This window comes from Cohnella zeiphila, from assembly GCF_014212055.1.
Lineage (GTDB): Bacteria > Bacillota > Bacilli > Paenibacillales > Paenibacillaceae > Cohnella > Cohnella zeiphila.
In genome coordinates this window covers 38,332-45,324 of record NZ_JACJVO010000037.1, presented here as the reverse complement: position 1 = coordinate 45,324, position 6,993 = coordinate 38,332, and the positions used below count along the sequence as shown (strand labels likewise).

General features: G+C 59.4%; 6 protein-coding genes. All 6 read left to right on the top strand.

Annotation, left to right across the window (positions count from 1 at the left end; translation table 11 throughout):
- The 6 genes from H7C18_RS28335 (at position 1) to H7C18_RS28310 (ending at position 6,961) form a co-directional block, all read left to right on the top strand.
- Positions 1-867, top strand: a complete 867-nt coding sequence (locus H7C18_RS28335; RefSeq protein ID WP_185132501.1) for an SDR family oxidoreductase — start codon at positions 1-3, stop codon at positions 865-867.
- A gap of 83 nt (positions 868-950) precedes the next feature.
- Positions 951-2,096 (top strand): GntR family transcriptional regulator, encoded by a 1,146-nt coding sequence (locus tag H7C18_RS28330; protein WP_238358030.1) that lies wholly within the window; start codon positions 951-953, stop codon positions 2,094-2,096.
- Between the two features lie 217 nt (positions 2,097-2,313).
- The gene (locus H7C18_RS28325; protein WP_185132500.1) at positions 2,314-3,606 is read left to right on the top strand and encodes a glycoside hydrolase family 125 protein; all 1,293 of its coding nucleotides are present in this window, start codon (positions 2,314-2,316) and stop codon (positions 3,604-3,606) included.
- A gap of 32 nt (positions 3,607-3,638) precedes the next feature.
- A complete protein-coding gene (locus H7C18_RS28320; RefSeq protein WP_238358029.1) occupies positions 3,639-4,541 on the top strand; it encodes a carbohydrate ABC transporter permease in 903 nt (300 codons plus the stop codon).
- Between the two features lie 38 nt (positions 4,542-4,579).
- Positions 4,580-5,449, top strand: a complete 870-nt coding sequence (locus H7C18_RS28315) for a carbohydrate ABC transporter permease (protein WP_185132499.1) — start codon at positions 4,580-4,582, stop codon at positions 5,447-5,449.
- 132 nt (positions 5,450-5,581) lie between these two features.
- A complete protein-coding gene (locus tag H7C18_RS28310; RefSeq protein ID WP_238358028.1) occupies positions 5,582-6,961 on the top strand; it encodes an ABC transporter substrate-binding protein in 1,380 nt (459 codons plus the stop codon).
- The last annotated feature ends 32 nt before the right edge of the window (positions 6,962-6,993 follow it).

Genomic DNA, 6,993 nt, shown 5'->3' with positions numbered 1-6,993 from the left:
GTGCTTGGCTGGGCACGCGAATTCGGAAAAGCCGGCGAGCCGGTCGCGATCGTGACCGGCTCGTCCAGCGGTTTGGGTCTATGGACATGCGTTTGCCTGGCCGCGGACGGGTACCGGGTCGTCGCGACGATGAGGAATCCGGACGCGAGCGGGGAGCTGCTCCGCGAGGCGGAACGCGCGGGCGTCGCCGGGCGGATCGCGGTTCGTCGGCTCGACGTGACGGAGCCGGAATCGATTCGGGCGGCGGTCGAGGCCGTCCTTGGCGACGGCGGGCGGATCGATCTGCTCGTGAACAACGCCGGCTACGCCGCGGGCGGATTCATCGAGGAAGTTCCGCCGGAAGCTTGGCGGGAACAGATGGAGACGAACTTCATCGGAACGGTCGCCGTCACGCAAGCGGTTCTGCCCGCGATGCGGAGACAAGGAAGCGGCACGATCGCGAACGTCGGCAGCATCAGCGGCCGGATCGGCTTCCCGGGCTTCGGTCCGTATGCTTCCTCCAAATTCGCGATCGAAGGCTTCAGCGAATGCCTCCGGCACGAGATGGCTCCGTTCGGCGTGCGCGTCGTGCTGCTGGAGCCGTCCTCCTACCGCACCCCGATCTGGCGCAAAGGCTGGGAGCGGATGTACAGCCGCCCCGGCTCCGCTTACGAACAGGCGCTGCAATCGGTGCTTCGCTATACGCAGCGCACGGCCGAGAACGCGCCCGACGCCCGAGACGCCGCGCTCGCCATCGTCCGGGCGTTGCGGGTCCGCTCCTCCCGCCTCCGTTATCCGATCGGCCGCGGCGCCCGCCTCACGCTGATCGGCAAAGCGCTGCTGCCGTGGCGGCTGATGGAGCGGCTCATCGCTTCGACGCTCCGGTAATATTCATATTGCGCTAATATATACCATGATATATTATTTATATAAGATTCTATAAGGGGGAATACCCAGGAGGACGCAAGATCATGTCAAGTCCGATGTACGAGCGAATCTTCGCAGCGCTGCGCGACGACATCCGGAGCGGAAAATACGGGATCGGCGATCGCGTGCCGTCGGAGAAAGAGCTGGCCGACGAGTATAACGTGAGCCGGATCACGAGCAAGAAAGCTCTCGAATGGCTGTCGGCCGACGGATGGATCGTGCGCCGGCCCGGCCGCGGCTCGTTCGTGGCCGGCCCCGCCGGACAGACCGCCAGCCTTGCCGGAGATGGAAGAGCCCTCTCGAAAAGCGGAGCCGCGCGCGGCAAGCTGCTGATCGGCCTGATCATCAACGACTTCTCGGAAGGCTTCGGCACCCGGCTCGTGCACGGATTGGAAGAAACGTCGCGCGAGCGGGACAGCTATTTGATCGTGCGGCGGTCGCTCGGGGATCCCGCTTGCGAAGAGGAAGCGATCAAAGGGATGCTGGAGATCGGAGTGGACGGGCTGGTCATCCTGCCGGCGCACGGGGAGTTTTTTAACGCGGAAATTTTGAAGCTGGCGATCGGCAAGTTCCCGCTCGTCATGATCGACCGGTATTTGACGGGCATCCCGGCCGGCGTCGTCTGCACCGACAATATGGCGGGAGCCAAGCGCGGCGTGGAGCATTTGTTCGACCTCGGCCACCGGCATATCGGCCTGCTCGCGCCTCCGCCGGACCATACGACGTCGGTGGAGGACCGGATCGACGGTTTCGTCAAGGCGCACGCGGAACGCGGCATTCCCGTCGACCGGGAATTATGGATGAAGGACATTCTGTCGACGATGCCAAGCGCGTTCACGGCGGAGAACCGCGAGCGGGACATTCTCAAGATCAAGCGGCTGCTGCAGAGCCGCCCCCGAATCACGGCCCTGTTCGCCATCGAGTACAATATCGCCCTGCTGGCCCGCGAAGCGGCGAGCCGGCTCGGGCTGGCCGTGCCGGGAGATCTGTCCGTCATCTGCTACGACTGCCCCGAGATGAACGGGACCTATCCGTTCACCCATCTGAGGCAGCAGGAGGAAGAGATGGGGCGAACCGCGTTCGAGCAAGTGATCGATCTGCTGGAAGACGGCGGAACGCCAAACCGAACTCTGTTGGAAGCGCAGCTCGTGCAGGGAAACTCGACCGCTCTCGCGCCTGTACACCGTTAACGGCCCCCGCTTTGTTCTCAAGCTCGTCCCGTCGGCCCGACTGGCCGACGGGCTTTTTGTTGTTTTTTGGATGGTATGCCAACATAGCATTTAATAAATTTAATATATTGACATCTAATTGTTATGACATTATATTGGAGGTGTAAACGCTTTTATGGAGATCATCCGAAGCCTATTGCCACACATCGAGGGATAACTGGAAAGGAGCATCTCTTCCATGAACACAGTGGATTCATTCGCCGCCCTGAACGATTTGATCCGGGCGGTTGCCGAACGAACGGGAGAGAACCCCAAGCTGTCCCGCATGTTCCGAAGCATGCTGGAGAATACGCTAAGTACGACGGTTCGCCGGCATCCGGACGGAACGACCTACGTCATCACGGGAGATATTCCGGCCATGTGGCTGCGGGATTCGGCGGCGCAGATCCGTCCTTTCCTCGTGCCGGCCCGGCAGGACGAACGGCTCGCGGAGCTGATCGAAGGACTCGTCCGCCGGCAAGCCGCTTTTATGGTTCTGGACCCTTATGCCAACGCTTTCAACGACGCTCCGAGCGGCAACGGGCACCAGAACGACCGCACGCGGATGACCCCCTGGCTGTGGGAACGCAAGTACGAGATCGACTCCTTGTGCTATCCCCTGCAGCTCGCCTACCTGCTATGGAAGAACACCGGCCGGACGTCGCAATTCGACGCCGCGTTCCGATCCGCCGCCAAGATCGTCCTGGATACTTGGAAGGTCGAACAGCATCACGAGACGCTGTCCCCTTACACGTTCGAACGCTTCGATTGCCCGCCGAGCGATACGCTCCCCCGGGAGGGCAAAGGGGCGGAGGTCGCCTTCACGGGCATGACCTGGTCGGGCTTCCGCCCGAGCGACGACGCCTGCCGGTACGGCTACCTGATTCCGGCCAATATGTTCGCGGCGGTCGTGCTGGAGTACTTGGCCGAGATCTCCCGCGAGGTATGGACCGATGAGACGCTGGCGGAAGAAGCGCTGGCGCTGGCCGGAGAGATCCGGTCCGGCATCGAAAAGCACGGCGTCGTCGACCATCCCGAGTTCGGCCGCATTTATGCTTACGAGACCGACGGAATGGGCAACCATCTGCTGATGGACGACGCCAACGTCCCGAGCCTTCTGTCGATCCCTTACCTTGGATATGCGAAGGCGGACGATCCGGTCTACCGGAACACCCGGCGTTTCGTGCTCAGCTCCGCCAATCCTTACTATTACGAAGGCTCGGCCGCCAGCGGAATCGGCAGTCCCCATACGCCGGACCGGTACATCTGGCACATCGCGCTCGCCATGCAGGGACTCACCTCCGAGGATCCGGACGAGAAGAGGCGGCTGCTCGCTCTGATGGCCGACACCGACGACGGCACGGAGATGATGCACGAAGGCTTTCTGGCGGAGAATCCGTCACGGTACACCCGCTCCTGGTTTTCCTGGGCTAACATGATGTTCTGCGAGCTGGCGATGGATTGCTGCGGCATTCGGGTTCAAAGTCGTTAGATACGCTGTAGCGAAGGAGGAGTCTTGAAGCCATGAAGTCCGCGATGACCAAACGCAAGTTACGGGAATGGAGAAACGGTTACTTATTCATTCTGCCTTCGATTATCGGCTTTAGCGTGTTCGTCGCCTATCCGCTGCTTTCCTCGATCTATTATTCGCTCACGGAATGGAGCGGCTACGACAAGCCCAAGTTCGTCGGGCTCGACAACTTCGACTACATCTTCAACGTGGATCCGGCGTTCTGGCCGTCCATCCGGGCGACATTCTATTACGTCCTCATGAGCGTCCCGCTGTCCCTGATCATCGGCCTGTGCCTGGCCATGCTGCTGAACCGGGGCCTGCCGGGCATCAAGTGGTTCCGCACGATCTACTATTTGCCGACGGTGGTCCCTTCGATCGCCACCCTTACCCTGTGGCTGTTCATCTACCAGCCGCAGTACGGGCTCGCCAATTCCCTGCTTCGAGCGCTGGGCTTGCCCGAGGGAACCTGGCTGACGAGCTCGCGAACCGCCCTTTTCTCCATCGTGCTCATCGGCCTCTGGCAAGTCGGATCGGGCATGATCATCTTTCTGAGCGGCCTGCAATCGGTCCCCCAGGAGCTGTACGAGGCCGCCGAGGTCGACGGAGCCCCCAGGTGGAAGGTTTCGCTCAACATCACCATTCCCATGATCACCCCCATCCTGTTTCTGCAGCTCATTCTCGGCATAATCGGCGCGTTCCAGGCGTTCAACCAGGTGCAGGTGCTGACGGCCGGCGGGCCGAACTTCTCCACCTCCCTGCTGAACTTCAAAATCTACCAGGACGCCTTCAACAACAAAATGTTCGGCTACTCGATCGCCGAGGTATGGGTGCTGTTCGTCATCATCATGATCTTCACGCTGCTGACTTACCGCTACTCCAACCGGTTCGTTTATTATGAGAGCGATTCCAGATAAAACAGATATCCACTTATGCAAAAAGAGGTGAAGGACCGATGAATGCCCAACCGGGAGTGGCAGCCGGATCCCGCCGAGGCGGTTCCCCTGCGCTCAAAGCCATTCGTTTCCTCGTGCTGTGCGTAGGAGCCGTCGCCATGCTGTTTCCGCTGCTGTGGATGGTGACGATCGCGCTGAAGAGCGACAATGAAGTGTTCCGGCTTCCCCCGCAATGGTTCCCCAAAGAACTGCACTGGTCCAACTTCGTGACGGGAACGAGAGAAATCCATTTCTGGCAGACGTTCGGCAACTCCTTGTTCATCGCCGTACTAACCGTAATCGGCCAGGTCGTCAGCTCCGTATTCGTCGGCTACGGTCTTGCCAGACTGAATTTTCCGGGCCGGAAGCTGTGGTTCTCCTTCTTCGTCGGAAGCCTCATGCTGCCCGGGTTCGTCGGCATGATTCCGCTGTTCCATCTTTACTCGAGCCTCGGATGGTATAATACTTGGCTGCCGATCATCATTCCCGCTTTCTTCGGCAACGCGACATTCTCCTTTCTGTTCGTGCAATATTTGAAAACGATCTCCGTCTCCTTCGACGAAGCGGCCAAGATCGACGGGGCTTCGGATTTGTACGTGCTGACCAAGGTGCTGGCCCCCATGGCGGCGCCGGTTATCGTCACGATGGTCATCTTCGCCTTCCAAGGCTCGTGGAACCAATACCTGGAGCCGCTGATCTACATCGTCGACCAGAAGAAATGGACGCTGGCCCTCGCCATGGCTTCCTACAAGGGCACGTACGCCACCGCCTGGAACCTATTCATGGCCGCGGATCTGATCTATATTCTGCCGATGCTGATCCTCTTCTTTTTCGGCCAGAAATTCTTCATGCAAGGTCTCGGCTCGGTGAACTCCGCTTCCTTGAAATAGCGCCCGCGTCCGCGCTCGGCGGCAACTTCGCAAAGGTGGTGGTAGCGCTTTCAAATGTACAAGTAGGCAAATCGCAATTCGCAACGATTCGCTTGATTGAAGAACCAAATTCGAAATGCGGGAGGTCTTACAATGGACAAGGCAACTCGGAAATGGGTATCGGGAATGGCGGCCGGCATGATGGCGGCCGGTTTGTTGGCGGGATGCGGCAACGGCGGCAATTCGAATGGCGGCTCGGCTTCCGGATCGGCGGGCGAGTCTTCTCCGGCATCGTCCGGAACGGCTTCGGCTTCGCAGCCCGCGTCGTCTTCCGGCGGCGGCAAGAAGGTCGAAGTGACGCTGATGACGTGGGAATCCGCGGAGATGAACGACAAGATCATGGCCGCCATGAAAAATTTCGAGCAGGAAAATCCGGACATAACGGTCAAGCTCATTCCGACCCCGCTGGATAATTACGGCGTCAAGCTGAACGGCATGCTGGCCGCCAAACAAGCGCCCGATATCTTTCAGTCAGGCAACGACATGCTCATCAGCAATGGTTCCCAAGGGTTATTATACGATTGGACGTCCCACGCGACGAACGATTCGGAGTTCTTAGGCGGTTTCTACAAAGGCACCGTCGACAGCTGGTATCTGGACGGCAAGCTGCTCGGATTGCCCGGACTCCTGAATACGTACGGCATCTTCTATAACAAGAAATTGTTCCAGGACGCCGGCTTGACGGAGCCGAAGATCGGCTGGACGTACGACGAATTTTTCGCGGATATGCAGAAGCTGTCCGGCAAGCAAGGCGGGGTTCAGCAATACGGCTATTACGCCGCTCCGGATCCGTTCATCACTTCTCTCTACGCCGTATCGGCGGGCGGCGCTCCGTTCGCGAACGACATCATCAATCCGACCAAGGTGGAGATCAGCCCCCAGTTTATCGAGGGCGCCGAGAAATATAAAGACGCCATTGCAAACGGTTACATGAACGCTCCTACCTTTGATTTGACCAACATCATGAGCTCGTTCAAGGAAGGCAAAGTGGCGATGACGTACCAAGGCCAATGGGTTGCGGACGATCTGATTCGCACGGCTCCCAAGGATTTGCAATGGGGCTTCGCCCCGATGCCGGTCGTGTCGTCGCAGACGGAAATTAACGACGCCGTCGGCTGGACCAGCCCGGCCTCCATTAAAAATCCGGATGCCGTGTGGAAAGTGCTCAAATACCTCGACTCGACCATGTACGAACAAGTGCTGCCGCAAACGCCGGTCGCGCCGGCCGCCTACAAGGCTTCCGCTTCGGCTTACTTCGACGCGCTCAAGACCGCTGGCCACCCGGAAGTGGGCGAAACGATCGACCATATTCTGAATTCCCCGAATATTCAACCTGTTCGCTTCCTTCCGGCCTGGTCCGGCAAGGCGAATCCGTTCATCGACGCGACGTGGAAAAACGTGCTGGCGGGCAAAGCGCCGATCAGCGACCTGAACGGCATGGCGGACAAGATCAACAAAGTGATCGGCGGGTAACAAATTCGCGCGGGCGCGAAGCCGACGGAAAT

Coding starts and splice junctions, on each gene's coding strand:
- H7C18_RS28325 (WP_185132500.1), top strand. CDS start 2,314: ATGAACACAGTGGATTCATTCGCCGCCCTGAACGATTTGATCCGGGCG.
- H7C18_RS28315 (WP_185132499.1), top strand. CDS start 4,580: ATGAATGCCCAACCGGGAGTGGCAGCCGGATCCCGCCGAGGCGGTTCC.
- H7C18_RS28310 (WP_238358028.1), top strand. CDS start 5,582: ATGGACAAGGCAACTCGGAAATGGGTATCGGGAATGGCGGCCGGCATG.
- H7C18_RS28320 (WP_238358029.1), top strand. CDS start 3,639: ATGAAGTCCGCGATGACCAAACGCAAGTTACGGGAATGGAGAAACGGT.
- H7C18_RS28330 (WP_238358030.1), top strand. CDS start 951: ATGTCAAGTCCGATGTACGAGCGAATCTTCGCAGCGCTGCGCGACGAC.